Source organism: Pseudomonas sp. NPDC086251 (genome assembly GCF_044746405.1).
Taxonomy (GTDB): Bacteria; Pseudomonadota; Gammaproteobacteria; order Pseudomonadales; family Pseudomonadaceae; genus Aquipseudomonas.
Genome location: NZ_JBIVBY010000025.1, coordinates 62,463 through 87,309, shown reverse-complemented (window position 1 = coordinate 87,309; position 24,847 = coordinate 62,463). Strand labels below are relative to the sequence as shown.

Annotated in this window: 20 protein-coding genes; 13 read left to right on the top strand and 7 right to left on the bottom strand. The window is 62.8% G+C overall.

All coding sequences use genetic code 11. From position 1 onward, the window contains the following. Nucleotides 1-23 precede the first annotated feature (23 nt). The 10 genes from ACIPL2_RS25430 to ACIPL2_RS25385 all read left to right on the top strand — a co-directional run bounded on the left by ACIPL2_RS25430 (nucleotide 24) and on the right by ACIPL2_RS25385 (nucleotide 10,799). Nucleotides 24-269 (top strand): ferredoxin family protein, encoded by a 246-nt coding sequence (locus ACIPL2_RS25430; RefSeq protein ID WP_007946457.1) that lies wholly within the window; start codon nucleotides 24-26, stop codon nucleotides 267-269. Nucleotides 270-506: 237 nt separating this feature from the next. Continuing rightward, complete coding sequence (locus ACIPL2_RS25425) at nucleotides 507-1,913, top strand: ABC transporter substrate-binding protein (RefSeq protein ID WP_401360949.1); 1,407 nt, start codon at nucleotides 507-509, stop codon at nucleotides 1,911-1,913. 137 nt (nucleotides 1,914-2,050) lie between these two features. Continuing rightward, nucleotides 2,051-2,833, top strand: a complete 783-nt coding sequence (locus ACIPL2_RS25420) for an ABC transporter permease (protein ID WP_401360947.1) — start codon at nucleotides 2,051-2,053, stop codon at nucleotides 2,831-2,833. Then, nucleotides 2,833-3,681 (top strand): ABC transporter ATP-binding protein, encoded by an 849-nt coding sequence (locus ACIPL2_RS25415; RefSeq protein ID WP_401360945.1) that lies wholly within the window; start codon nucleotides 2,833-2,835, stop codon nucleotides 3,679-3,681. The genes ACIPL2_RS25420 and ACIPL2_RS25415 overlap by 1 nt, the downstream gene beginning before the upstream one ends. After that, complete coding sequence (locus ACIPL2_RS25410) at nucleotides 3,678-4,640, top strand: HEAT repeat domain-containing protein (RefSeq protein WP_401360943.1); 963 nt, start codon at nucleotides 3,678-3,680, stop codon at nucleotides 4,638-4,640. Before ACIPL2_RS25415 ends, ACIPL2_RS25410 begins: the two co-directional genes overlap by 4 nt. Beyond that, complete coding sequence (locus ACIPL2_RS25405) at nucleotides 4,637-4,912, top strand: DUF971 domain-containing protein (protein WP_401360941.1); 276 nt, start codon at nucleotides 4,637-4,639, stop codon at nucleotides 4,910-4,912. Before ACIPL2_RS25410 ends, ACIPL2_RS25405 begins: the two co-directional genes overlap by 4 nt. A gap of 155 nt (nucleotides 4,913-5,067) precedes the next feature. Next, nucleotides 5,068-5,685, top strand: coding sequence for a transcriptional repressor LexA (gene lexA / locus ACIPL2_RS25400; protein WP_401360939.1), 618 nt, complete (start codon nucleotides 5,068-5,070; stop codon nucleotides 5,683-5,685). Beyond that, on the top strand, nucleotides 5,685-6,302 hold the full coding sequence (gene imuA, locus ACIPL2_RS25395) for a translesion DNA synthesis-associated protein ImuA (protein WP_059405979.1): 618 nt from the start codon (nucleotides 5,685-5,687) through the stop codon (nucleotides 6,300-6,302). The genes lexA and imuA overlap by 1 nt, the downstream gene beginning before the upstream one ends. 7 nt (nucleotides 6,303-6,309) lie before the next feature. Continuing rightward, a complete protein-coding gene (locus ACIPL2_RS25390; RefSeq protein ID WP_401360937.1) occupies nucleotides 6,310-7,725 on the top strand; it encodes a Y-family DNA polymerase in 1,416 nt (471 codons plus the stop codon). Further along, on the top strand, nucleotides 7,701-10,799 hold the full coding sequence (locus ACIPL2_RS25385; RefSeq protein WP_401360935.1) for an error-prone DNA polymerase: 3,099 nt from the start codon (nucleotides 7,701-7,703) through the stop codon (nucleotides 10,797-10,799). The genes ACIPL2_RS25390 and ACIPL2_RS25385 overlap by 25 nt, the downstream gene beginning before the upstream one ends. Before the next feature lie 416 nt (nucleotides 10,800-11,215). Here ACIPL2_RS25385 and ACIPL2_RS25380 read toward each other — a convergent pair whose 3' ends face one another. From ACIPL2_RS25380 to ACIPL2_RS25350, 7 genes are all read right to left on the bottom strand, one after another. Next, nucleotides 11,216-11,878, bottom strand: coding sequence for a flavin reductase family protein (locus tag ACIPL2_RS25380; protein ID WP_401360933.1), 663 nt, complete (start codon nucleotides 11,876-11,878; stop codon nucleotides 11,216-11,218). A 12-nt stretch (nucleotides 11,879-11,890) separates the two neighbouring features. Further along, nucleotides 11,891-13,378 (bottom strand): amidohydrolase family protein, encoded by a 1,488-nt coding sequence (locus tag ACIPL2_RS25375; RefSeq protein WP_401360931.1) that lies wholly within the window; start codon nucleotides 13,376-13,378, stop codon nucleotides 11,891-11,893. Then, on the bottom strand, nucleotides 13,375-14,571 hold the full coding sequence (locus ACIPL2_RS25370) for an amidohydrolase family protein (protein WP_401360929.1): 1,197 nt from the start codon (nucleotides 14,569-14,571) through the stop codon (nucleotides 13,375-13,377). Before ACIPL2_RS25370 ends, ACIPL2_RS25375 begins: the two co-directional genes overlap by 4 nt. A gap of 131 nt (nucleotides 14,572-14,702) precedes the next feature. Continuing rightward, entirely contained in the window at nucleotides 14,703-15,755 is a 1,053-nt protein-coding gene (locus ACIPL2_RS25365) for an extracellular solute-binding protein (protein ID WP_401360927.1), read from the bottom strand. Nucleotides 15,756-15,769: 14 nt separating this feature from the next. Continuing rightward, nucleotides 15,770-16,558 carry an ABC transporter permease gene (locus ACIPL2_RS25360; RefSeq protein WP_128605025.1) on the bottom strand — a complete coding sequence of 263 codons (789 nt, stop codon included), beginning with the start codon at nucleotides 16,556-16,558 and terminating at the stop codon, nucleotides 15,770-15,772. Beyond that, entirely contained in the window at nucleotides 16,555-17,472 is a 918-nt protein-coding gene (locus ACIPL2_RS25355) for an ABC transporter permease (protein WP_401360924.1), read from the bottom strand. Before ACIPL2_RS25355 ends, ACIPL2_RS25360 begins: the two co-directional genes overlap by 4 nt. Before the next feature lies 1 nt (nucleotide 17,473). Continuing rightward, entirely contained in the window at nucleotides 17,474-18,559 is a 1,086-nt protein-coding gene (locus tag ACIPL2_RS25350) for an ABC transporter ATP-binding protein (RefSeq protein ID WP_401360922.1), read from the bottom strand. Nucleotides 18,560-18,700: 141 nt separating this feature from the next. Here ACIPL2_RS25350 and ACIPL2_RS25345 point away from each other — a divergent pair, with 141 nt between their 5' ends. The 3 genes from ACIPL2_RS25345 (at nucleotide 18,701) to uvrA (ending at nucleotide 24,615) form a co-directional block, all read left to right on the top strand. Continuing rightward, nucleotides 18,701-19,390, top strand: coding sequence for a GntR family transcriptional regulator (locus ACIPL2_RS25345; RefSeq protein WP_059405969.1), 690 nt, complete (start codon nucleotides 18,701-18,703; stop codon nucleotides 19,388-19,390). Between the two features lie 376 nt (nucleotides 19,391-19,766). Continuing rightward, nucleotides 19,767-21,830: an ATP-binding protein gene (locus ACIPL2_RS25340; protein ID WP_401360997.1), complete on the top strand. Its 2,064-nt coding sequence runs from the start codon at nucleotides 19,767-19,769 to the stop codon at nucleotides 21,828-21,830. A 160-nt stretch (nucleotides 21,831-21,990) separates the two neighbouring features. Continuing rightward, on the top strand, nucleotides 21,991-24,615 hold the full coding sequence (gene uvrA / locus ACIPL2_RS25335) for an excinuclease ABC subunit UvrA (RefSeq protein WP_401360920.1): 2,625 nt from the start codon (nucleotides 21,991-21,993) through the stop codon (nucleotides 24,613-24,615). Nucleotides 24,616-24,847 lie beyond the last annotated feature (232 nt).

The following is a 24,847-nucleotide window of genomic DNA, read 5'->3' as shown; positions in this document are numbered from 1 at the left end:
ACACACAAGAGAGAGACCGCGAAATGGCCTATCAACCCCAGGAAATCTTCTTCCGTTCCAACGCCCCCGTCACGGTCGACGAGGACCTGTGCATCGCCCACAAGGGCTGCACCGTGTGCGTCGACGTCTGCCCGATGGATTTGCTGGCGATCAACCCGGCCACGCAAAAGGCCTACATGGCCTTCGACGAATGCTGGTACTGCATGCCGTGTGAAAAGGACTGCCCGACCGGGGCGGTGAAAGTCGAAATACCTTATTTACTGCGGTGACTGAAAGGACGCCATCGCTGGCAGGCCAGCTCCCACAGGGATTTGCAGTGGGACACAGATTTTGCTGGCAATAGACAACCTTGTGGGAGCTGGCCTGCCAGCGATGAGGCCCACCCAGACAACCCAAAGCCATCCGGAAACACCGGACGCTGGATTCACCCAACACCCCTCGTTTCCCACCACGCCCTGATCGTGGCGGAGACGAACATCCAATAAATGATTCGAGGGGATACACCCATGTTATTGCGTGCAGCATTGGCCGGTCTGGTACTGGCTTCATTCACCTTGTCGGCCTCAGCCGAAACCATCCGTGTGGCCATTGGCACCCAGGACACCACGATCAACTGCGCCGCCGGCGGCCTGTTGATTCGCGAGCTCGGTTTGCTCGACAAATACCTGCCACACGACGGCCAATACAAAGACGCCAAATACGAGGTGCAGTGGAAGAACTTCACCAGCGGCGCGCCGCTGACCAACGAGATGGTCGCCGGCAAACTCGACTTTGGCGCCATGGCTGATTTCCCCGGTTCGTTCAACGGCGTGGCGTTCGAAACCGCCGGCAAGCACAGCCTGTTTATCAGCGTGCTCTCGGGCAGCATCAAGGGCAGTGGCAACGGCATCGTCGTGCCAAGTGCCTCGGGCGTGCAGTCCCTGGCGGATTTGAAGGGCAAGACCATTTCCGTGCCATTCGCCTCCACGGCCCATGGCATGTTGTTGCGGGCGGTGGCGTCCCAGGGCTGGGACCCGCTGAAAGACGTGAACATTATCGCCCAGCCACCGGAAGTCGCCGGCTCGGCGTTGCAGGCCGGGAAGATCGATGCCCACGCCGACTTCGTGCCGTTCGCCGAGCTGTTCCCGAGCCGGGGTTTCGCGCGCAAGATTTATGACGGTTCCCAGGCCGGTGCGCCGACGTTCCATGGCGCGCTGGTGGATCAGAGCTACGCGAAAAAGTACCCGGAAATTGTCGTCGCTTACCTGCGCGCCAGTATCGAAGCCAACCAGTTGCTGGCGGCTGAACCGGAAAAGTACAGCGAGCTGATCGCCAAGGTCACCGGGGTCGATGCCGAGGTCAATTACCTGTTCCATGGCCCTCTGGGCGTGCAGACCCGCGACCTGAGCTGGAAACCGGAATACCGTCAGGCCGTCGGCACGGCCATCGATACGCTCAAGCTGTTGAAGAAGGCTGATCGCGGTCTCGACCTCAACACCTTCATCGACGACCAGTACATCCGCGCCGCGTTCAAGGCCTCGCACCTGGACTACACCGCGCAACTGGCCAACTACGCACAGACGCCGCTCACCGCGGTGGATGCGGTCAGCGGCAAAGCCATCACCGACGTCAGCCATGTGGCCGAGATCTGGGTGCGCGGTGAGCCGAAAGTCCGTCAGTACGCCTCGGCGGAATCGGCATTCAGCGCATTGGCCAGCCTGAAGCAGGAAGGCAAAAACATCCGCGCGGTGTATGCCCAGGCGTCTGACAGCGGGATCAAGTTGCTGGCCGATCAAGCGTGGTTTGCCAGCGATGCGAAAGGCCGCCTCAGCGCGTTCCTGCTCAAAGGCCAGGCCCAGCAGTTCGCCACGGCCCAGGGCGGAAAAGTCTTCGACTTCACCGACGCCACCACCCAGGCCGTGGCCGCTCGCTAACCCCCAAAACAACTCGGTCAAATGTGGGAGCGGGCTTGCTCGCGAAAGCGGACTGACATTCAACATCGTAGTTGGCTGTGTCACCGCTTTCGCGAGCAAGCCCGCTCCCACAAGGGATCGGGTTGAGAGGAATTATTGTGTACGGACCCTATTTACGCTGGCTCCCAAGAGCCGCCTCGTTGCTGTTCTGCCTTGTGTTCTGGCAACTCGCCGCCAGCCACCACTGGAACCTCGGCCTGGTCACCTTCGCCAACGTCCCGACGCCACTGGCGGTCATCGAAGCGGCCCTCGGCCTCGGCGACTCCGGCAAACTCGCCCAGCACCTGAGCAGCAGCCTCAGCCGGGTCTTCGCCGGTTACCTCGCGGCGCTGGTGATCGGCATCGCGTTGGGCCTGGCGATCGGTCGCTCGAAATGGGCCGAAGACTTATTGCTGCCACCTCTGGAAGTCCTGCGCCCGATCCCCGCAGTGGCCTGGATTCCCTTGGCCATCCTGATGTTCCCTTCGTCAGAACTGTCGATGGTCTTCATCACCTTCACCGGCGCGCTGTTCCCGATCCTGCTCAACACCGTGCACGGCGTCGAAGGCGTCGACCCACGGCTGATCGCCTCGGCGAAAAGCCTCGGGGCAGGGCGCCGGGCGATTCTGCTGGAGGTGATTTTGCCGGGCGCCGCGCCGAGCATCATCACCGGCCTGGCCATCGGCATGGGCACCTCATGGTTCTGCCTGGTGACTGCCGAAATGATCTCCGGCCAGTACGGCATCGGCTATTACACCTGGGAGTCCTACACCATCCAGAACTACGCCGACATTGTGGTCGGCATGTTGCTGATCGGCGTCCTCGGGATGGGCAGCAGCCTGCTGATCAAACGCCTCGGCGGGCTGTTCACGCCTTGGCATCGACCACGAGGAAAAGCCTGATGAGCGTGATGCAAACCCCTGAAGGGCGGATCGACATCCGCCAATTGTCCATCGTCCTCGGTGAAGGCCCGCAGGCGTTCGAGGCCGTCCAGGGCCTGGACTGTCAGATCGAGCCGGGCCAATTCGTGTGCATTCTCGGGCCGTCCGGTTGCGGCAAGTCGACCTTTCTCGGCGCCCTGGCCGGACACCTGCAAGCCAGCACCGGCAGCCTGAACGTCGATGGCACGCAAGTCTCCGGTCCATCGCCCCAGCGCGGCATGGTGTTCCAGCAGCACACGCTGTTCCCCTGGCGCACGGTGCGCGACAACGTCGCGTTCGGCCTGAAGATGCGTGGCATCGGCAAAGCCGAACGGCATCAGGCCGCCGACGAAATCCTCGCGCTGGTGGGCCTTGAAGGTTTTGCCGATCGCTGGCCCGATCAGTTGTCCGGCGGCATGCAGCAACGGGTAGAAATCGCCCGGGTGCTGATCAACCGTCCGCGCCTGTTGCTGATGGACGAACCCTTCGGCGCCCTCGATGCCCTGACTCGCTTGAACATGCAGGAACTGCTGCTGGACATCTGGACGCGGATCCGCACCACCGTGGTGTTCGTCACCCATGACATCGACGAGGCGCTGTTCCTCGCCGATCGCCTGCTGGTCATGAGCACACGCCCCGGCCGGATCATCGAAGACCTGCGCCTCGACTTCCCCCGACCGCGCACCACCGAACTGGTCACCCGCCACGAGTTCTCCCGCTTGAAGCGTCACTGCCTCGAGCTGCTGCGTCACGAAGACGGTCGGCAGTTACCCCGCCTGAACCCTCTCGGACTTCCCCCTGAAAACAAACTGCCGCGATTTGCCCTATGACCTCTCTATTCGATGTAACCGATAACGACGACATTCTTGCCCTGCAACCGCGCCTGACCGATGAAGACCCCGGCGTGCGCCGCATTGCGCTGATCGAACTGGCCGACCTCGAAGAGCCGGACGGCCTGCTTTGGCTGGTCGACCGACTGGCCCGGGACCCGACCGAAGACGTGCGTGCCGAAGCCGCGCGCCTGCTGGAAGCCTGGGAGGATGAACCGGTGGTGGCGGCGCTGTGCCAGGCGCTGACCGATCCATCGTCGGCCGTGCAAGGCGCCGCCGCGCAGAGCCTGAGCCTGCTCAAGAGTGAGGCGGCGGGCCGGGTGATTCTGCCGTGGACCGGGCATGCCGACATCCACGTGCGCATCGCCGCGTTCCGGGCCTTGCGCGAGCTGCGTTTTCCGGATGCCGCCGACGTGGCAATCGTGGCGTTGACCGATGCAGACGCCGGTGTTCGCCGTGAGGCGGTCGGCGTACTCGGCTGGCTCAAGCAACTTGATGCCTTGCCGGCCTTGGCGCGGTTGGCCAGTGACGACCCGGACACCGAAGTCCGCCGCGCCGCCACTGGTGCCCTCGGTCTGGCGTCGGACGATCAAGTGCTGCCGGCATTGCGTCAGGCATTGCAGGACCACGCCTGGCAAGTGCGTGAAGAAGCGGCGACGACGCTGGGCAAGGTCGGCCACAGCAGTGCAGGCCCGGCCCTGGTTGAAGCTTTGAGCGACGATTACTGGCAAGTGCGTCTGCGCGCCACCCGCAGCCTCGGCCGCTTGCGTTACGTGCCGGCCCTCGACGCGCTGATCGACACCCTCGGCCATCGCATCAGCAACTTGCGCAAGGAGGCAGCCCTGGCCCTCGGCGAATTGAACGATAAAGGCGCCATCGCGCCGTTGCAGGCCGCGCAGGATGACGGCGACCCGGAAGTGCGCAAAGCCGTGCGCATTGCCTTGAGCCAGCTGCAATGAACCCGCTGGCGATCGGTAATTCCCAGAGCAAACAGCAACTGCGGCTGAACTGGCCGGACGGTCGCGAGCAATTGCTCAATCACGCCGAACTACGCCGCCAATGCCCGTGCTCGCAATGCCGGGCGTTTCGCCTGCAAGGGCTGGTGCCGAAAGTCGACGCCCGCGTGCGTGTGATCGAACTCAACGCCCAAGGCTACGGCCTGCAACTGATCTTCAGCGACGGCCACGAACGCGGCATCTACCCTTGGCCCTACCTCTCTGGGCTGACCTGACCCTGCTCTCTGCCCAGACCTGACCCTGCTCTCTGGCCTGACCTGATCCTGTAGGAGCGAGGCTTGCCCGCGAAGGCGTTGTACCTGACACACCGCCTTCGCGGGCAAGCCTCGCTCCTACAAGTTCTTGCCAGGAAAGGGTCAAAAGAGTACAAATGTACTCCATGACGACTCTCACTCCCCGCCGTACCGCCATCCTGACCTTTATCCGCGATCGCATCGCCGAGCACGGTCAGTCTCCGAGCCTCGCTGAAATCAGCGAGGCGTTCGGTTTCGCCTCCCGCAGCGTGGCGCGCAAGCACGTGCTGGCGCTGACCGAAGCCGGTTTCATCGAGGTCAATCCGCATCAGGCCCGGGGCATTCGTTTGCTCGGGCAACCGGCGCGCCCAGAACTGCTGGACATTCCCGTGCTGGGTCGAGTGGCGGCCGGTGCGCCGATCGGGGCCGATGCCGAGGTCCACAGCCGCTTGATGCTCGATCCGGCGATTTTCTCGCGGGTGCCGGATTACATGCTGCGGGTCCAGGGTGACTCGATGATCGAAGACGGCATTCTCGACGGCGACCTGGTGGGTGTGCACCGCAACCCCGAGGCAGTCAACGGCCAGATCGTCGTGGCGCGACTCGACGGTGAAGTCACCATCAAGCGCTTCGAACGGGTCGGCGACGCTGTCCGCCTGTTGCCACGTAACCCGGCCTACAAGCCGATCATCGTTCGCGTCGATCAGGACCTGGCCATCGAAGGGGTGTTCTGCGGCCTGGTGAGGCAAGGGTGATGGGCGCCGTCGTTGCGCTGGATACGCTGTTCAATGGCGGCCAGGTCTGGAAGGGCCGGCCTGCGCCACCGGCCGTCAGCCCGCAACCCACCGGGCATGCGGCGCTGGATGCGGCGTTGCCGACCGGTGGCTGGCCGGAAGCGGCGCTGACCGAAATCCTCCTGGCCGGGCAGGGCGTGGGCGAGTTGCAACTGGTGTGGCCGGCGCTGGCGCGGTTGTCGGCGGCGGGCGAGCGCATCGTGCTGGTGGCGCCGCCTTACGTGCCGTATCCCCAGGCATGGCAGAACGCCGGGGTCGATCTGCGCCAGTTGTCGATCATCCAGGCCAGCGAGCGCGATGCGCTGTGGGCGGCGGAACAATGCCTGCGTTCGGGCAGTTGCGGTGCGGTGTTGTGCTGGCCGCATAAGGCCGATGACCGTGCGTTGCGGCGCTTGCAGGTGGCGGCGGAAACAGGCTCGACCCTGGCGTTTGCCTATCGCTCGATCAATGAGGCGATCAACCCTTCGCCAGCGGCGCTGCGCATCGCCATCGATGCCAAACCTGCGCAATTGCGCGTGCTCAAGTGTCGAGGCGGGTTGGCGCGTTCGGCGCCGATTGCCTTTGCCATGGGGCATTGAGGTTGCCATGCGCTGGGTCTGCATTCTCTTCCCGCAATTGGCGCTGGACGCGGTACTGCGTCAGCGCTCCGACCCCGATACGCCGCTTGCGCTGCTGACCGGCCCGGCCCAGCGTCGGGTGTTGCAGGCGGTCAATGCGCCGGCGCGGGCGCTGGGCTTGCGGCCCGGCCAGTCGATGACCGCCGCCCAGTCCCTGAGCAAAAGCTTTGTCACGGCCGAATACGACGCTGCCGAGATCGAACACTGGCAGCAGTTCCTGGCCGCCTGGGCCTATCGGTTCAGTGCTCAGGTCAGCGTTCATTACCCGCGAGCGGTGGTGTTTGAAATCGAATCCAGCCTGGGCTTGTTCGGCGCCTGGCCACAGTTCGAAGCGCGGTTGCGGGCGGAGCTTGGCGAACTGGGGTTTCGCCATCGGATCGTTGCCGCCCCCAATCCGGTGGCGGCGCGGGTACTGGCCAATGCCTATGACGGCCTGGTGGTACCCGACGATCAAGCCTTGCAGCATCACCTCGGGCAATTGCCGATCGACCGGATCGGGCTGGAGGCCAGCGTGGCCACGGCATTGTCGCGAATGGGCTTGCGCACCTTGAGCCAGGTGCAAGCGCTGCCCCGGCATAGCCTCGCGCGGCGGTTCGAAGCGCACGTGCTCAAGCATCTGGACACCTTGTTCGGCGCGCGACGACTGGCGCTGGCGTTCTACCTGCCGCCGGACCGCTTCGATGTACGCATCGAACTCAACTTCGACGTGCAGTCCCATCAGGCGCTGCTGTTTCCGTTGCGCCGGCTGACCGGCGATCTGTCGGCCTTTCTCTGCGGTCGCGACAGCGGCGTGCAGCGCTTTGACCTGCACCTGGAGCACGCCGGGTTGCCGGATTCTGTGATCAAGGTCGGCCTGCTCAGTGCCGAGCGCGATCCGGCGATGCTTTTCGAACTGGCCCGGGGGCGGCTGGAACAGGTCCAGGTCGCAGCCCCGGTGCGCGGTTTTCGTTTGCGCGCCGAAGATTTGCCGGCCTTCGTTCCCCAGTATCAGGAACTGTTCGACGACCGCCCGCAGCAGTCCTTGCCCTGGGAGCAATTGCGCGAACGCCTGCGCGCACGGCTGGGGGATGACGCGGTGCATGGCTTGCGGTTCCAGGCCGATCATCGGCCCGAGTGTGCGTGGCAGGCCAGCGTCGACCATCAACTGTGCAGCGGGCTGGCAGGCGTGCAACGGCCGGGCTGGCTGCTGACTGAACCGTTGGCGGTACACGAATGTTCGACGCGCATTCTCATGGGCCCGGAGCGCATCGAGTCCGGCTGGTGGGACGGCGCCGACGTGCGCCGCGATTACTACTTGATCGAAACCCGCTCCGGCCAGCAGGGCTGGGCCTATCGTGCGGTGGGCGAAGACGGCCCGTTGTGGCTGCAAGGCTGGTTCGCATGAGCGCCGAATATGCCGAACTGCACTGCCTGTCGAACTTCAGTTTCCAGCGCGGTGCTTCCAGTGCGCTTGAGCTTTTTCAGCGGGCGAAAAAGCAGGGCTATCAAGCCCTGGCGATCACCGACGAATGCACGTTGGCCGGCATTGTTCGCGCCTGGCAAGCGGCCAAATCCGTGGAGCTGCCGCTGATCATCGGCAGCGAAATACGCATCGAGAACGGCCCGAAACTGGTGCTGCTGGTGGAAAACCTCGAGGGCTATCAGAACCTCTGCCGACTGATTACCCGAGCCCGCCGCCGAACGCAGAAAGGCCAGTACCAAGTGCTCCGGGAAGACTTCAGCGAACCGTTGCCGGGGCTGTTGGCGTTGTGGGTGCCGGACGCTGTCGACGCCTTTGAGCAGGGCCACTGGCTGAAACAGGTCTTCGCCGAGCGTTTGTGGCTGGCGGTCCAGTTGCATCGCGGCCAGGACGATACCCGGCGACTGGCCGCGCTGCTGACCCTGGCGGGGGAGCTGCGAATCCCGGCGGTGGCCAGCGGCGATGTGCACATGCACGCCCGTGGTCGGCGCGCCTTGCAGGACACCATGACCGCGATTCGTCATCACCTGCCGGTGGCCGATGCCGGGTTGCGCCTGCACCCCAATGGCGAGCGGCATTTGCGCAGCCTCGACATGGTATCGGGTCTTTATCCCAAGGCCTTGCTCGACGAGACGCTGAACATCGCCCGGCGTTGCACGTTCGACCTCGGCCAGTTGCGTTATCAATACCCGCGCGAGTTGGTGCCGGACGGTCACACGGCCACCTCATGGCTGCGGGTGCTGACTGCAAAGGGCATCCAGTGGCGCTGGCCAAAAGGTCCGCAAGCCAAGGTGCTGAAGCAGATCGACAAGGAGCTGGAGCTGATTGCCGAGTTGGGCTACGAAAGCTACTTCCTGACGGTCCACGACATTGTGCGATTCGCTCGTGATCAGCACATTCTCTGTCAGGGCCGTGGTTCGGCGGCCAACTCGGCGGTGTGTTTTGCCTTGGGCATCACGGAGATCGATCCGGATCGCACCACGCTGCTGTTTGAACGCTTTCTCTCCAAAGAGCGTAATGAGCCGCCGGACATCGACGTCGATTTCGAGCACGAGCGGCGTGAAGAAGTCTTGCAGTATGTGTTCCAGCGCTACGGGCGGACCCGCGCCGCGCTGACAGCTGTGGTCAGCACCTATCACGCGGCTGGCGCGGTGCGCGACGTGGCCAAGGCCTTGGGTTTGCCGCCGGATCAGATCAATGCCCTGGCCGATTGCTGCGGTCACTGGAGTGATGCAACGCCGCCCGTGGAGCGCCTGCTTGAAGGTGGGTTCGATCCCGAGAGCCCGGTGCTGCGCCGGGTGCTGAGCCTGACCGGGCAACTGATCGGTTTTCCTCGTCACCTGTCCCAGCACCCTGGCGGCTTCGTGATTTCCGAGCAGCCCCTGGACAGTCTGGTGCCGGTGGAAAACGCCGCCATGGCCGAGCGCACCATCATCCAGTGGGACAAGGACGATCTGGACGCGGTGGGGCTGCTCAAGGTGGATATTCTGGCGTTGGGCATGCTCAGCGCCATCCGCCGCTGTTTCGACCTGCTGCGTCGGCATCGCGACCTCGATCTCAGCCTGGCGACGATCCCGTCCGAAGACGCGCTCACCTACGACATGATTGGCCGTGCGGACACCATCGGCGTGTTTCAGATCGAGTCCCGGGCGCAGATGTCGATGCTGCCGAGGCTCAAACCCCGCACGTTTTACGATCTGGTGATCGAGGTAGCCATCGTCCGCCCGGGACCGATTCAGGGCGGCATGGTGCATCCGTACCTGCGGCGCCGAAACAAGGAAGAACCCGAGGTCTATCCGTCTCCGGCACTGGAAGCCGTGCTCAAGCGCACCCTGGGTGTGCCGCTGTTTCAGGAGCAGGTGATGCAGATCGCCATCGTCGCCGCCGACTACAGCCCCGGCGAGGCCGATCAGTTGCGCCGCTCCATGGCCGCGTGGAAACGCCACGGCGGGCTTGAGCCGCACAAGGATCGACTGGCGGCCGGGATGAAGAAAAACGGCTACACGGCCGAGTTCGCCGCGCAGATTTTCGAGCAGATCAAAGGCTTCGGCAGTTACGGTTTTCCCGAGTCCCACGCCGCCAGTTTCGCCTTGCTGACCTACGCCAGTTGCTGGCTCAAATGCCACGAGCCGGCGGCGTTCGCCTGTGCGCTGATCAACAGCTGGCCCATGGGCTTCTACAGCCCGGACCAGATTCTGCAGGACGCGCGTCGCCATCACTTGCAGATTCGCCCGGTGGACGTGCGGGCCAGCGACTGGGATTGCAGCCTTGAACCGATCACCGGCGCGCAACCGGCGATTCGCATGGGGTTGCGGATGATCAAGGGTTTTCGCGAGGACGATGCCCGGCGCATTGAGGCGACGCGGGCGAAGGGGACGTTTGTCGACGTGACCGACCTCGGCGAACGGGCGCGACTCGATGCCCGTGCTCAAGAGCAACTGGCCGATGCCGGGGCGCTGCGCGGGTTGGCCGGTCACCGTCATCGGGCGCGCTGGGAAGTGGCGGGGGTGCAGAAGCAGCTGGGTTTGTTCGCGGGGTTGCCGAGTCAGGAGGAGGGCGCGGTGGCGTTACCCAACCCCACCGTGGGCGAGGACCTGCTGGCCGATTACAACAGCGTCGGCACCACCCTCGGTCCGCATCCGCTGGCCTTGCTGCGGGGTGAATTGAAAGCCCGGCGTTGCCGTAGCTCGAAGGAATTGCTCGACGTCGAACATGGCCGTCCCGTCAGCGTCGCCGGGCTGGTGACCGGCCGACAACGTCCGGGCACCGCCAGTGGCGTGACCTTCGTCACCCTGGAAGACGAGTTCGGCAACGTCAACGTCATCGTCTGGCGCGACCTGGCCGACCGGCAGCGCCAGGTCCTGGTCGGCTCACAATTGCTCAAGGTCGACGGGCGCTGGGAAAAAGAAGGCGAAGTGCGACACCTGATCGCCGGCCGCCTGAGCGACCTGAGCCCGTTGCTCGACGGCATCAGCGTACGCAGCCGGGATTTCCGCTGAAATACCCCTGTAGGAGCGAGCTCGCTCGCGAAAAACGCCAACGATAACGCGGACGCCTGACAAACAGCGGCGTCCCGACGTCCATCGTGAGCAGGCTCGCTCCCACAGGGTTACAGGGTGCCCCGGGATTGCGTGAACAACCACGATCAACTGTAGGAGCGAGCCTGCTCGCGAAAAACGTCAACGATAACGCGGGATGCCTGACGAACAGCGGCGTCCCGACGTCCATCGCGAGCAGGCTCGCTCCCACAGGGTTATAGGGTGCTCCGGGATTGCGTGAACAACCACGATCAACTGTAGGAGCGAGCCTGCTCGCGAAAAACGTCAACGATAACGCGGGATACCTGACGAACATCGGCGCCCAGACGTCCATCGCGAGCAGGCTCGCTCCCACACAGGTAATGGGTGACGGTTGATTATTTGGCCTCCGGCCAAAACCGCTCCCCACCCCCGGGCGCGTCCGTCCACGCTTGCAGCGACCGTGTCGGCAAGTCGAAATAGTCCCGCGTACGGGCATACCCATGCCCGCCCATCCGCCCGATCGCGTCGAGGCCCAGTTGATCGATGTACAGGGTTTTCGGGTCGATCAGTTCATCCCGCACATGCGCCATCAGCACTTCGCCGAAGATAATCTCCCGTGATTGCCCGATGGACAGCGCCATCATCCGTCTGCATTCCAGGGCCACCGGTGCTTCGCCGATCCGTGGGCATTTGACCGTGGTGCCGGGGATGGCGGTGAGGCCGGCGGCGGTCAGTTCGTCGAAACCGGGGGCGAAGGGCACGGCGCAGACGTTCATCGCTTCCACCAGCGCATCGCTGACGATGTTCACGGTGAATTCCTGATTGAGCTGGATGTTGCGCGTGGTGTCCTTGGGGCTCTGGTCGCCGTAGTTTTCCACGCCCAGCGCAAGGATCGGCGGATCAGCCGACAGCGCATTGAAAAAGCTGAACGGCGCCGCGTTGATCCGGCCTTCGCCGTCGATGGTGGTGACCAGGGCAATCGGCCGTGGCACCACGCTGCCGATCAGAATCTTGTACTTGTCTCGCGGGCTCAGTTGGCTGAAGTCGAAGCTTTGCATGGGCAGGCATCTCTAAAGAAGTGGATCAATCGCGCTCAGCGGCGCGAGTGCGCTGTAGTCGTCGGCGAACGGGATGGCCGGTTTGAACAGGCTTTTCCAGTCCGGTTGACCGAAGGCCCGGTCGCCGTGGCTGCGCATCAGTTTTTCGAATTGTCGTTGGGCCTGGCGTTGCAAATCGGGGTAATCGACGCCTTTAACCTGACCGTCCAGCATCACGCAGCGGCCATCGATGTAGCTGGCAATGCAATCGTCACCGCGCCCGGCCAGTACCAGGTTTTTCAGTGGGTCGAATAAGGGCCCCAAGTGCAGGCCACGAAGGCTGAACACCGTGATGTCGGCCTTGGCTCCAGGCGCCAAACGGCCGATGTCGTCACGGCCCAGGGCCTTGGCGCCGCCGAGGGTGGCGGCGTTGTAAAAGTCCAGTGTGGTGGTCAAAGAACTGCCGCCCTCCGTCAGTCGAGCGATGTTCAGACCCTGACGCATGTTCTCCAGCAAGTCGGCCGGCCAGGTGTCGGTGCCCAGGGCGAAGTTGATGCCCTTGGCGCGGTAGCGACCGAACGAATTCAGTGCCTCGCCATCCCGGGCAAACACCACCGGGCAATGCACCAGACTGGCGCCGCCATCCACCACCCGTTGCAGGTCGTCATCACCGTCGGTGTAGATGCCGTGAGGCAGCAGGCTGCGCGGCGTCAGCAGGTCCAATTCCTCCAACCAGCCCAGCGGCGAACACCCGCGAAGTTGTTCAACCATCGCCACTTCACCCAGCCCCTGACAGCAATGCAAACGCATCGGCGCGTTGAGCTCGCGACTCAGCGCGGCGGTGCGTTGCAACAGCGCCGGGGTGCAGGTCTGGATGCGGTCAGGCAGCAGCGCGCCGCGAATCAGCCCGCCCTGTGAACCGTCGAAATCCTGGAAAAACCGTTCAGCCGCATCGAGCCCGGCCATGCCCCGCGCTTCATCCCAGTAATGCCCGAGGCGGCCATCGGCGCGCCAGTAACTCATGCCGCTCATGTAGCAAGGGCCGAGGTAAGTGCGCAGCCCCAACTCGCCCGCCACACCGGCCACCGCCGCAAATTCGTCGTAAGTCTCGGCCCACTCGCGGTAGTACATCGAGGTGATCGGCATTGCCGTGGTGATGCCATTGCGGATCAACTGAGTAAAGGCGTAGCGGTATTTGAAAACTTCTTCTTGCGCGCTGTAACTCTCCCGTGGACCGGCGGCCAGATAGTCCTCCGACCACATCCGGCCCATGTCGCGTTCGTCGCCGTTGTCCAGCGTCAGCACTGTGGAATCAAGATCCCCAAGCGCATCCAGATCAATGAAACCCGGCCCGATCAGCGCATTACCGTAGTCGACCCACTGATCCACCGGCCCCGGAAAACCGCGCCCGACAAACACAATGCGCGAGCCTTCGAACACCACTTCGCCGTCACGCCACAGCACATGCTGCATGCCGTCGAAGCCGACCACGCAGCTGCTTTTCAGGCCGATGCGCTTCACAAACGGCTTTCCAACAGTCGGCCACCGGCGGCGATCAACTCACCAGCGCGATACACCTGTCGCACCGGCCGCGAGACGATGGCCTCACCCAAGGTTTGCACCGGCATCAACAGGAAATCCGCTGGCCGGCCGATCTCCAGACCATAACCCTCACAACCCAACGCCCGGGCACCATTCACCGTCGCTGCCTCAAACGCCGCCGCCAGTTCGTCGTCCTTGTTCAAGTCAAACCGGAACGCCAGCAGCATCGCCCGTTCCAGCATGTCGCCGTTGCCCATGGGCGACCAGGCATCACGAATGCCATCCGAACCGAGGCAGACATTAACCCCTGCCTCGCGCAGCGCCAGGAACGGCGGCACCGCACAATCGGCCGGTGCCGAACTCATCAGCGAAATACCCAATGCGGCCAGACGTTCGGCCACGGGTTTGACCTGACGCCACGGCAACATGCCCAGGCTATACGCGTGGCTGATCATCACCCGCCCTTGACGCCCGAAACGCTCGGTATAGTCAGCGATCAGCGCGATCTGCCACAGGCCCAATTCGCCCTTGTCGTGCAGGTGAATATCCACGCCACGGTCGAATTCGCTGGCCAGTTTGAACACGACATCGAGCTGGGCGATGGGGTCGTTGTCGATACCGCAGGGGTCGAGTCCACCGACGTTTTCCACGCCCAGGCCCATGGCTTCGCGCATCAGTTCGGCGGTGCCGGGGCGGCTGATCAGGCCGGTTTGCGGGAACACCACCAGTTGCAGGTCGATCAAGTCGCGGTAGTTCTCGCGCAGCTGTTGCATGGCTTCGACGTGGCGCAGGCCGAAGTCCGGGTCGATGTCGACGTGACAGCGCAGGGTCAACGAGCCACGGGCGATGCAGTTTTCCAGCAGCGCGCCGGCGCGTTGGGCGATCGGCGATTCGACTTCACGCAGCACGCGGCGCTCGTTGGCGATGTAATCCTTGAGCGTCGGGCCCGCGCTGTTCGGGCGCCAGGGTTGACCCCAGAGGGTTTTGTCGAGGTGGACGTGGCTTTCCACCAGGGTGGGGGTGAGGAGCTGGTGTTGGCCGTCGATGTCGGTGGCGGCCAACTCCGCCGATGAGGCAGGACGGCGTTGTTTGAACAGGCCGTTTTCGATCAGAAAGTCTTCGGCGGGGGCGCCGTAGGGGCGCACGTTGCGCAGCCAGTGGGGTTGGGTCATCAGGAACCTCAAATTCTGTGTTGTGTGGGAGGGCCTCTTCGCGGGCAAGCCTCGCTCCTACAAGGATGCGCGTTCCCCTGTAGGAGCGAGGCTTGCCCGCGAAGGCCGCGCCTCGGTCTCAAGCCAGGCAATCAGCCCTTGAGCTTCGCCCAGATCCGGTCCTGCAGTTCACGCGCCTTGTTGCTGCATTCTTTTTCCGGGCGCAGGCGCGAGGCGAATTCGTCGGGCATGTTGATCGCATCCATCACCCGCCATTTGGCGTCAATCAGCGTGTCGCTCTGGATGCCGTTGGCGTAGGCGATGGCATTGGAGACGGCCGCGGCGTTTTCCGGCTTCATCATCCAGTCGATGAAGATCTTCGCGTTGCCAGGGTGCGGTGCGCTTTTCGGTACGGCGAAGTTGTCCTGGAACATCGCCAGGCCTTCCTTCGGGTACACGTATTTGATCGTGCTCTTCTGCAACGTGGCTCGCGCGGTGGAGCCGTTCCAGTTCTGCATCATGATCACTTCACCGGAGGCCATGCGGTCGACGGTGTTGTCCGAGCTGTACATCTTCAGGAACGGCTTCTGTTTTTGCAGCAGCTCCAGAATGCGCTTGGCGTCCTGCGGGTTTTCGCTGCATTCGTCGACGTTCAGGTAATGGCTTGCCGCGTTGATCACACTGCTTGAGGTGTCGAGGGCGGCGAGTTGGCCTTGCAGTTCCTTGCGCGGTTCGAAGAACTCTTTCCATGAGTCGTCGAGCTTGCCGCCCGGCACTCGCGCACTGTCATAGGAAAACCCGGTGCTGCCCCACAGGTACGGGGCGGAGAACTTGCGGCCGGGGTCGAAGCTCGGGTCGCGGAACGCCGGTTTGACGTACTGGAAGTTGGGCAGGGTCGAGGCGTCGATTTGCAGCAGCAAATTCTGGTTGATCAAGGTGCGCATGATCGACTGCGACGGCACGATCACGTCATACGCGGCGCCACCGGCCTGCAACTTGGCCAGCAGGGTTTCGTTGCTGTCGTAGCCGTCCATGGTGACCTTGATCCCGGTCTCCTTTTCGAACTTGGCCAGCAAGTCGACCGGGTAGTAATCGGTCCAGTTATAGAAGAACAATTCCTTGGGCTCGGCGGCTTGGACGGTGAAAACAGCGAAGCAACTGAGGGCCAGACCGGCGATGCCGTAACGCATGTTTTTATTGTTCATGGAGCGCTCCAGGTTCATTGGTTTTTGCCGCGCTGTCCCAGCCAGAAGGCCAGCACCACCAGCACGATGGAAATCACCAGCATCAGGGTCGAGATCGCGTTGATCTCCGGTGTCACGCCGGCCTTGATCGCCGAGAAGATGTACACCGGCAACGTCGTCGAGCCGGGGCCGGCAACGAAGAAGGTCATGATGAAATCGTCGAGGCTGACCACGAACGCCAGCACCGACCCGGACAACACCGCCGGCCACAACAGCGGCAACGTCACCCGGCGGAACACTTGCCACGGATTCGCGTACAGATCGTTCGCCGCTTCCAGCAAGCTCTTGTCCAGATCATTGAGCCGCGCACGGATCGGCAAGTAAGCGAAGGGAATGCAGAAGCCGATGTGCGCGACGATCACCGTCAGTAAACCGAGCTTGATCCCCAGCGCCATGAACAGCAGCAGGGTGGCCACGGCGGTGACGATCTCCGGCAGGATCAAAGGCAGGTTGATCCCGCCCTCAACCATTTTCTGTCCGTAGAACGGCCGGTACGTGGCCAGCGCCGCGAGCAACGCGATGGCCGTGGCGCAGACCGTGGCGATGCTGGCGACGATGATCGAGTTCAGCGCTGCCGTCTGGATCGACGGGTTGGCCAGAATCCGTCCGTACCAGGCGAACGAGAACTCGGTCCAGACCGTCGCCGAGCGGTTGGCGTTGAAGCTGTAGGCAATCAGCACGAAAATTGGCAGGTACAGATAGGCCAGGATCAGCAGGCTGACTTCCCGGGTCATCGGCAGTTTTTTCAGGTGCAGGGCGATCATGCGGTGGCTCCCCGGCGAAGAGTTTTGGCGGCGTTGCGGCTATAGAGCGCGTAAAGCACCAGGGACAGCAGCAGAATCCCCAGCAGCAGAAACGACAGCGAGCTGCCCAGCGGCCAGTTGCGCGCGGTGCCGAACTGTTGCTGGATCAGGTTGCCGATCATCAACGTCTTGCCGCCGCCGAGGATCGCCGGCGTGATGAACGCGCCGAGGCTCGGCACGAACACCAGCAACGCACCGGCAATCACCCCCGGCATCGACAGCGGCAGGATGATCCGCCGCAACGCATGCCAGCGATTGGCACCCAGGTCGTAGGCCGCTTCCACCAGACGCCAGTCGAGTTTTTCCAGGGTCGAATAAATCGGCAGAATCATGAATGGCAGGAAGCTGTAGACCAGCCCGACGCTGACCGCGAAGTCGTTGTAGAGCAGGGTGATGCCACCGGCCTGGGGGAACAGCGCGTTGAGGCTCTGGGCGACCCAACCGTGCTCGCGCAGGATGATCAGCCAGGCGTAGTTGCGGATCAGCAGGTTGGTCCAGAACGGAATAGTGATCAGCAACACCATGAGGTTGCGCCGCCGTGGCGTCAGGCTCGACATCCACAGCGCCACCGGAAAACCGAACAGGAAACACAACACCGTGGTGCCCCCGGCCTGGAACACCGAGCGCAACAGCGCCTGGGCGTAGACCCAGTTCAGCTCCAGTTCACCGTCGAAACCTTCCTGGAAAAACAGCTGCACATAGCTTTGCAATTGCCAGTTGGCCTGCCAGTCGACACCACCATAGACGTTGCGCGGCAACAGGCTGATGTAGCCCATGATGCCCAACGGAATGGCGATCAGGGCCAGCAGAGTCAGAACCACCGGGCTGAGCAACAGCGCGCGGCTGAGGGCGGGAGAAGTGCTGCTGACGCTCATCTCAGGCCTCCATCAACAGGCAGGCGTGGGGCGGCAGATGGACCGCAACGCGATCACCGACCACCCGGCCACGGTTCAGGCCTTCATTGTTTTCGCGCAGCATGACTTTGATGTCGTTGTTCAAGCGGCACTGGTAGAGGGTCGCGGTGCCGACGTACAACACCGCTTCGATGACGCCGCGCAGGTGATGCGGTTGCTCAAGGTCGACCAGTTGCGAACGCTCCGGGCGGAACGCCAGCTGCACCTTGGCGCCGTCGAAGCCTTGGGCCGGGCAGGGGATTTCCACTGGCATGCCGCTCGGCACGAAGAGTTTTTCGTTTTGCTGGCCGCGCTTGAGGTGGCCGGGGAGAAAGTTGATGTCGCCGATGAACTGCGCGACAAACTGATGCTTGGGCCGTTCGTAGATCTCGTTGGGCGTGCCGATCTGCAGGATCTTGCCGGCGGACATCACCGCGATGCGATCGGACAGGGTCAGCGCTTCTTCCTGATCGTGGGTGACGAAAATGAAGGTGATCCCGGCTTCCTTCTGCACGCGCTTGAGTTCGACCTGCATTTCCTTGCGCAGCTTGAGGTCGAGTGCCGACAGCGGTTCATCCAGTAACAACACTTTGGGTTTCGGCGCCAAGGCCCGTGCCAGTGCCACGCGCTGCTGTTGACCGCCGGACAACTCGGCGGGTTTGCGCTGGGCCAGGTGTTGCATTTGCACCAGCGCCAGCATCTCATCGACACGCTGCGCAATCTGCTCGCGATCAAGACCCTGCATCTCGAGGCCGAAGGCGATATTCTGCGCGACACTCATGTGCGGAAACAGCGCGTAACTCTGGAACACCGTGTTGACCCGACGTTTGAATGGCGGCAGGTCATTGACCGCTTCGCCGGCGAGACGGATCTCGCCGTCGCTGACATGCTCGAAGCCGGCGATGGTCCGCAGTAAAGTGGTTTTGCCGCAGCCGGAAGGGCCGAGCAGGGTGAAGAATTCGTTGTCGGCAATGTCGACTGAAACGTTGTCGAGGGCTGGAGCCAGCCCCGGATCGTCGGAATACCGCTTGGAGACGTTACGCACTTCAATCGCTACTGGATGACCCATAATGGTGCATTCCTCTAATTATTGTATGCAATATCTGGATGCAATCTAGAAATAACCGGATTAATCTGCTTGTGCAACCCCCTTTTTCAATGGCTGTTCACCCGCCAGGGGTTGGTTGCCTGGCGCGAAAGGAGTGTTCGAATGGCGGAAAAGAAACTGGAAACCACGGTCGACCGCGTCTACCAAGGGGTTTACGAGGCGATCAGCAAACACACGTTGCGGCCGGGGATGAAGCTCGGTGAGGCATCGTTGGCCGAGTTGTTTAATGTCAGCCGGACGTCGGTTCGTGCCGCGCTCAAGCAATTGGAGGCCGACGGCCTGGTCACCACCGAGCCCAACAAAGGGGCGTCGGTGTCGCTGCCGAGTGACGAGGAGATCCGCTCGCTGTTCGAAACCCGGCGCCTGATCGAGATCGGCATCGTCAGCGAACTCTGTCGTCGCCGCGATACGGCGGTGACCCAGGACCTGCGCGATCACCTGTTGCTGGAGGATGAAGCGGCGAAGAGCGGCGACCATGAACGGCTGATTCATTTGCTCGGCGAGTTCCACATCAAACTCGCGCAAAGCCTGAACAACCCGGTGTTGCTGGACTGGTTCCGCAAACTGATCTCCCGCGCCTCGCTGTACGCCGCCGCGCTGGATGACGACAGCCACGAAGCCTGTCGCGACAACGAACACCTGCGGTTGATCGAGTACATCGAAGCCGGCAATCAGAGCGCCGCGATCGAGCTGACCTGCATGCATTTGAACGGCATCGAGAAAGCCATCCTCGACGTCGCCGCCACCCTCAAAACCGGCTACCACCCGCTCAAGCACCTGATCGAGGTGTAACGGTCGGTTAGGCGGCGCAGGGACCTGTAGCAGCTGCCGAGCCTGCGAGGCTGCGTTCGGCGGCGAAGCCGTCGTGAAATCAGACAATGCGGTGTATCAGGAAGACCGTGCACTCAGGGTTTACGACGGCTGCGCCGCCGAACGCAGCCTCGCAGGCTCGGCAGCTGCTACACGTTGTCCGTTGTGCCAGAAAATGTGCGGGGCAAGAATCAGCTAACCTCTATGAAACCATTGACGACGGCGATGCTCGAAACAAACGGGCGCGCTCGTTGGTCATGCCGAGGCGATCCCTTAAGCCATGTCATTTACAGGGACACAGAGCCAGTCGATGCAGTTTCTAGACGATAGTCACGGGTGTGCCGGCTGGAACGGTGAAATGGCCGGGCGCATCCGTGCGTTCGACTGGAGCCGGACCGAGTTGGGAACCCTCGACACCTGGCCCAGAAGCTTGTGCAGCGCGGTGCAATTGATGCTCGCGTCGCCACTGCCGATGGTGATGCTCTGGGGCCGGCTCGGCTACATGATTTACAACGACGCTTACTCGGTATTCGCCGGTGGCCGCCACCCGTACCTGCTGGGTTCTCCGGTGGAAATGGGCTGGCCGGAAGTTGCCGAGTTCAATCGGCATGTGGTCGATACCTGCCTGGCGGGCGGCACGTTGTCCTATCGCAATAAAGAGCTTGTGCTGTTGCGGGACGGGATCCCCGAAGACGTCTGGATGGACCTCTATTACAGCCCTGTGGCGAATGATGACGGGAAGCCGGCCGGGGTCATGGCGATGGTGGTTGAAACCACTGAACACGTGATTTCCGAACGCCGCCGCCAGGAAGCCGAAGACGCCTATCGCGCCGACAACGAGCGAGTCCGCCTGGCACTGAATGCCGGTGCCTTGCTCGGCTCGTTCGTCTGGGACATCAAGGGCAATGTGCTCTCCGGCGACGAACGCTTCGCCCGGACTTTTTCCTATCCGCCCGAACAAAACCTGGCCGACCTGCCGACGGACATCGCCGAAGCGCAGATCCATCCCGACGACCGCAGTTGGGTTCAAGAGCAGGTCAATAAATCCGTGGAAACCGGCGATCCGTTCAACGCCGAATACCGGGTCCAGCGCCCTGATGGCAGTTACCTATGGGTGCAGGCGAGCGGCTGCTGCGAGTTCAACGAACAAGGCGAGCCATTCCGTTTTCCCGGCGTATTGATCGACATCCACGAACGCAAGACCGCCGAAGAATCCTTGCTCAAGTTCACCCGTAACCTGGAGCAGCGCGTGGCCGACGAAGTCGAAGCGCGGCTGGCGGCGGAAGAGCAACTGCGTCAATCACAGAAACTCGAAGCCATCGGCGGCCTGACCGGTGGCGTCGCCCATGACTTCAATAACCTGTTGCAGGTCATCGCTGGCAACCTGCACTTGCTGGCGCGGCATGAGCCGGACAACGTCAATGTGCAGCGCCGGGTCAGCGCGTCGATTGCCGCGGTCGAGCGCGGCGCGAAGCTCTCGTCGCAATTGCTCGCGTTTGCCCGCCGCCAGCCGCTGTCGCCAGCGGTGTGCGAACCACGACAGATTTTCGACGGCCTGGCTGAATTGCTGCAACGGGCGTTGGGGGAAACCATCCAGATAAACGTCAGTGCACCGGAAGATTCCTGGCGCATCTACGTCGACCGCAATCAACTGGAAAACGCCATCCTCAACCTCGCGATCAATGCCCGCGACGCCATGCAAGGCGAGGGGACCATTGGCCTCAGCGCCGAGAACATTGTCCTCGATCGCAAATTTTGTGCAGGCAAGGGCATAACGGCGGGCGACTATATCCGCGTATCGGTCACCGACACGGGAGTTGGCATGTCGCCGCAGGTGCTGGCCCAGGCGTTCGAACCGTTCTTCACCACCAAGGCCGACGGCCAGGGCACGGGGCTGGGCTTGAGCATGGTGTTCGGTTTCGTCAAGCAAAGCGGCGGGCATATCGAGATGTCCAGCGTCGTCGGGGAAGGCACGCGGGTGCAGCTGTATTTTCCCCGGAGCCTGCGAGCGATGCCGAGCGAAACGCCGCATCTGGACACGCAGCAGCGGGGCGGACACGAAACCATTCTGGTGGTCGAGGATAACGAGGCGGTGCGGGTGTCGGCGGTGGAATTACTCAGTGAAGAGGGTTATCAGGTTCTGACCGCCGCCAACGCTGACGTGGCGATGCAGATGTTGCTGGACGGGGTGGCGGTGGACCTGATTTTCACCGACGTGGTCATGCCCGGCCTGATCAAGAGTTCGGACCTGGCGGCCTGGGCCAAGGTGCAGACGCCGCCGGTGGCCGTGCTGTTCACCTCGGGCCACACCCGTGACATTATCTCGCGCAACCATCAGCTCAGCCCTGACACTCATTTACTGAGCAAACCCTATGGCCCCGAGGCGCTCACTCAAATGGTCCGCACGGTGCTCAATGGCTAACCCGATCAAAATGTGGGAGCGGGCTTGCTCGCGAAGGGGCCGTGTCAGTCGACAGAGATGTCAGCGCAAAGACCGCTTTCGCGAGCAAGCCCGCTCCCACAGTTGATCGGGGTGCCTGCACCATGATCGTTCTTACCGCTAACTCATAAAGGCATGGCCCATGACTTCCAACCCTTCCTCCGGCATGGTCAGGGTGCGCGGCGCCCGGGAACACAACCTCAAGAACATCGATGTCGACATTCCACGGGATGCCCTGGTGGTGTTCACCGGCGTGTCGGGTTCAGGGAAGTCGTCGCTGGCGTTCTCGACCCTCTACGCCGAGGCGCAACGTCGCTATTTCGAATCCGTAGCGCCGTATGCGCGGCGCCTGATTGATCAGGTCGGCGTGCCGGACGTCGACTCCATCGAAGGCTTGCCACCCGCCGTGGCCTTGCAGCAACAGCGGGGCACACCGAGCACGCGGTCTTCGGTGGGCAGCGTGACGACGTTGTCGAGCCTGATCCGCATGCTCTACTCCCGGGCCGGCAGTTACCCGCCGGGGCAACCGATGCTGTACGCCGAAGACTTCTCGCCGAACACGCCCCAGGGCGCGTGCCCCGACTGCCATGGCTTGGGCCGGGTTTACGAAGTCACTGAAGCATTGATGGTCCCGGACCCGAGCCTGACCATCCGCCAGCGCGCGGTCGCTTCCTGGCCCACGGCGTGGCAGGGGCAGAACCTGCGCGACATTCTGGTGACCATGGGTTACGACGTCGACAAACCCTGGCGCGATCTGCCGAAAAAGCAGCGTGACTGGATTCTCTTCACTGAAGAAACCCCGACGGTTCCGGTGTATGCCGGGCTCACGCCGGAAGAAACCAAAGTCGCGCTCAAGCGCAAAATGGAACCGAGTTATCAAGGCACCTTCACCGGCGCCCGGCGCTACATCCTGCACACGTTCACACACTCGCAAAGCGCGCTGATGAAGAAGCGCGTTTCGCAGTTCATGCTCGGCAGCCCGTGCCCGTTGTGCGACGGCAAACGGTTGAAACGCGAAGCGTTGTCGGTGACCTTTGCCGGTTACGACATCGGCGAACTGTCGCAAATGCCCTTGCTGCAAGTGGCGCAGGTGCTGAAACCGGTGGCGGCCCACAGTTACCTCGAACAGGCCGATGAGGCCGGCGAGGTGTTGACGCACACCCAGACCCGCGAAGCCCGCGAGCAGCGCGTGGCCCACGGCGCCAGTGGCCACGCCAACGCGCCGGATGTGCGCCACACGCCGAACCTGTCGGTGGAAAAGCGCCTGGCCGCGCAGCGCATCGCCCAGGATTTGCTGGAGCGGGTCAGCACCTTGACCGATCTGGGCCTCGGTTACCTTGCGCTGGAACGCAGCACGCCAACGCTGTCGTCCGGTGAGTTGCAGCGGCTGCGCCTGGCCACGCAATTGGGTTCGCAATTGTTCGGCGTGATCTACGTGCTGGATGAACCCTCGGCCGGTCTGCACCCGGCGGACGGTGAAGCGCTGTTCGAAGCACTGCAACGGCTGAAGGCGGCTGGTAACACGCTGTTCGTGGTCGAGCATGACCTGGAAACCATGCGCCGCGCCGATTGGCTGATCGACGTCGGGCCGGCGGCGGGCGAGCATGGCGGGCGGATCCTCTACAGTGGACCGCCGCCAGGTTTGGCGCAGGTCAGCGATTCGCAGACGCGCGCCTATCTGTTCGCCGAGCACGTCATCCAGCCCCGCGCCAGTCGCAAGGCGTCGGACTGGTTGCGGCTGGAAGGCATCACCCGTAACAACCTGAACAACCTGAGCGTCGAGTTTCCGCTGGGTTGTTTTACTGCGGTGACCGGGGTGTCGGGTTCGGGTAAATCGAGCCTTGTCAGCCAGGCGTTGCTGGAGCTGATCGGCGCGCATCTGGGGCGTTCGGCGAGTGACAGCGAGGCTGAAGAATTGAGCCTTGAAGACGATGCGCCGCAGGTCAGTGGCGGTCAGGTCACGGCGGGGCTGGAATCGATCAAACGCCTGGTGCAAGTCGATCAGAAACCCATCGGCCGCACACCGCGCTCGAACCTGGCGACCTATACCGGGCTGTTCGACAACGTGCGCAAACTCTACGCCGCCACACCTCAGGCGCAGGCCGAGGGTTACGACGCCGGGCAGTTCTCCTTCAACGTCGCCAAGGGCCGTTGCCCGACGTGCGAAGGCGAGGGCTTTGTCAGCGTCGAGTTGCTGTTCATGCCCAGCGTCTACGCGCCATGCCCGACGTGCCACGGCGCCCGCTACAACCCCGAGACGCTGGCGATCACCTGGCAAGGTTTGAACATCGCCCAGGTGTTGCAACTGACGGTGGATGAAGCGGTCGAGGTGTTCGCTGAGCAACCGGGAATACGCCGCTCGCTGGAGGTGCTGCGCGACATCGGCCTGGGCTACTTGCGCCTCGGCCAACCGGCGACCGAGCTGTCGGGCGGCGAAGCCCAGCGGATCAAATTGGCCACGGAGCTGCAACGCAACCAGCGTGGCGCGACGCTTTATGTGTTGGATGAACCGACAACCGGATTGCATCCACGGGATGTCGACCGCTTGCTCGAACAATTGAATACGCTGGTCACGGCGGGGCACACGGTAATCGTCGTCGAGCATGAAATGCGCGTGGTCGCGCAGAGTGACTGGGTGATCGATATCGGACCGGGAGCAGGGGATCAGGGCGGCAGGATTGTGGTGAGTGGAACGCCGCAGAAAGTCGCGAAAAGCAAAAAAAGCCGGACGGCAGCGTTTTTGGCCAGGGTGCTTGGTTCGGGTTGAATGGGCGGTGTTTCTGCGGGCGCCATCGCGAGCAGGCTCGCTCCCACATTTGTTCTTCAGTGAACACAAAATCTGTGCACGACGAAGATCCGTGTGGGAGCGAGCCTGCTCGCGAAAGTCTTGAATGCGCCATGTTTATCCTGCTGAAACGCGTCATCGTTGACGTTCTTCGCGAGCAAGCCCGCTCCCACATTTGATCTTCAGTGAACACAAAATCTGTGCACGACGAAGA